Annotated in this window: 3 protein-coding genes and 1 pseudogene; 3 read left to right on the forward strand and 1 reads right to left on the reverse strand. The window is 61.0% G+C overall.

Annotation, left to right across the window (positions count from 1 at the left end; genetic code table 11):
- Nucleotides 1–233: 233 nt before the first annotated feature.
- Nucleotides 234–506, reverse strand: a complete 273-nt coding sequence (locus RFN30_RS32150; RefSeq protein ID WP_320265965.1) for a hypothetical protein — start codon at nucleotides 504–506, stop codon at nucleotides 234–236.
- Nucleotides 507–540: 34 nt separating this feature from the next.
- Between RFN30_RS32150 and RFN30_RS32155 the strand changes: the two genes are divergently transcribed.
- The 3 genes and pseudogenes from RFN30_RS32155 to RFN30_RS32165 form a co-directional block, all read left to right on the forward strand.
- The gene (locus RFN30_RS32155) at nucleotides 541–1,011 is read left to right on the forward strand and encodes a hypothetical protein (RefSeq protein ID WP_320265966.1); all 471 of its coding nucleotides are present in this window, start codon (nucleotides 541–543) and stop codon (nucleotides 1,009–1,011) included.
- Between the two features lie 263 nt (nucleotides 1,012–1,274).
- Nucleotides 1,275–1,754, forward strand: a complete 480-nt coding sequence (locus tag RFN30_RS32160; protein WP_320230387.1) for a site-specific integrase — start codon at nucleotides 1,275–1,277, stop codon at nucleotides 1,752–1,754.
- 209 nt (nucleotides 1,755–1,963) lie between these two features.
- A pseudogene (locus tag RFN30_RS32165) lies at nucleotides 1,964–2,164 on the forward strand (hypothetical protein); the annotation flags it as partial.

A 2,164-nucleotide genomic window follows, 5' to 3' on the forward strand; every position in this document is an offset into this window, starting at 1 on the left:
GCATGGACGAGCGGCGGCATTAGGCATCGGCTGCAGCGCCACATATGTGGAACGGCCACGCGGGCAAGCGCTTTTCATCCAGCGGGATCGGTGCGGTCATATGTCCGGCGCGCGGTCCAAGACCGCTGGCCTCGATAAAATTCGCGATGCGAGGGACTGATCAATCTGACGCGCTTTAAGCGCATTGTCGCGCCGGCCTCTCCTCCTCGGGATTTCGTCCCGTGGATCATCGTCTAATTTTGCACCTCGCCTCTGTCCGGCGTCGCGTCGGCAAGTCCGTCCTGGTCGTCATATCGGCTCAGGCGTGTGCTGCGCTGCTCGCCGCGCCAGTATTTCGATATGTCCCGCCCTGGCGAGCAGCGCCCAGATGATCCTCGCCATCTTGTTGGCGAGCGCGATTGCGACGACGTCGCGCCACAAACGAGCAGCGAGCGGAGCGTTCGGGTTGCCCATTTCGATATGCCGCCGAGCTGCTCCTTGCCGTCGCTCGAATGGGGCTTTGGCATTAGTCTCAGCCAGGGGGCGAAGTGACGGCCGGATTTGAATCCGTCGGGATCCGGGATCAGCGCTTTTGACGGAAGCCGCCGCGATCGCTCCGACGCCCGGAATTGTCGTCAGCCGTGGCATGTCCTGGTCGCGCTTCGCCTCGCCGACGATCCCTCGTTCGAGCTTGTCGATTTGACGCGTCAGCGCCTCGATCTGATCGGCGATTTCAGCCAAAGCCAATCGAGCGGCTTTTGGCAGGCAAACGTCCTCCTCGTCCCGCACGATCTCGATCAACGCAGCCATAGCCGTGCCGAGGGCGGCAACAACCCCCAACTCCGACAAATGCCCGCGAAGCGCGTTGATCGCCTGAGTTTGCTGTCGGATCAAAAGGGCGCGCGTCCTCAGCACCATGGCCGCCGCTTGTTGATCAGCCGATTTGATCGGAACGAAACGCATGGTCTTGCGGGTGACGGCTTCGCTGATCGCTTCGACGTCGGCGGCCTCCGTCTTGCGCCGTTTCACTAATCACGAGGTCTTCATAATGCGGAGGAATGTTTCACGGATTTTCGCCATTTTCGGATCAGCTTGCTTTGCATTATTTCGTGCCGAACCTCTGCGGGTCAACCAACAGAGGAGTTGCCAATGTCAAATAGCCGTCACGACCTGATCGCCGCACTCAAATCCTCGCTTATCGGTCAGCGGTACAGCCCTGTCGTGGCGGGGAGCTACTGCGCCTACGCGTCTGAGTTTCTCGATTATCTCGTACATCGGAGCATCCCGTCGCGGACGTGATCGACGTGCAGGTCGAGCAATACCTGCAGCATGCGATCGTACTGTTCGAAAAGCGGCGTGGTCGACGTCCCAGCGCGCGCTGGCACCAGGTTCCGCGCTCCGGAATTCGAGCCTTGTTGCGGCTTGCTCACGGTCAATGGCCACGAGCTATCGAGCCTACCTGCGCGGCCGATGTGGTCCGATTTGCAATCTGCGACGAATACGAAATCCGGCTGCGTGAGGAACGCGGGTTGGCTTGCTCCAGCGTCGCAACGTTGATGTGGGAAGCCCGCAACTTCCTTGCTTGGCAGACCGGTGGCGGCATCGACGGGTGGACGGGCCTCAGCAGTAGCGACGTTGACCGCTATATGGATTTGCGCGCGCCGAAACTGACGCGCTGCTCGCTGAAGGATACAGCAGAGCGGCTTCGCTCGCTGCTGCGCTACCTCCACATCACATCACAGGTCGCGTCACGGCGGACCTGTCAGGGCACGTGATAGCCCCGTCGCTTATGCGTACGAAGGAGTACACCGTCAGTCCTGAACCGCGATCTGACAGTCGCTGTTTCGAGAGCGCGAAGAAACGAGACATCGGCGGGGCTGCGGGACCATGCGATCCCTGCAACTCCTTGCAACATATGGGCTACGGTCTGGTGAAATCCGCAATCTGCAGATCGAGGACATCGACTGGCGGACGGAAGCCATCCATGTTCGCCCCACAAGACGCGAGCCAGCACATCCTGCCACTGATGGAGCTGGTCGGCGAAGCGTTGCTCGCCTATCTGCGTTCCGGGCGGCCCATGACGGACGCCAGAGAAATCTTCCAGCGCACGCGCGCACCCTATCGCAAGCTCGACAAGCTTTACAGCGTGGTTCGCCGGCGGCTCCGTGACGCCGCTCGTCCATGT

The organism is Mesorhizobium dulcispinae (assembly GCF_033977345.1).
GTDB classification, from domain to species: Bacteria; Pseudomonadota; Alphaproteobacteria; order Rhizobiales; family Rhizobiaceae; genus Mesorhizobium; species Mesorhizobium dulcispinae.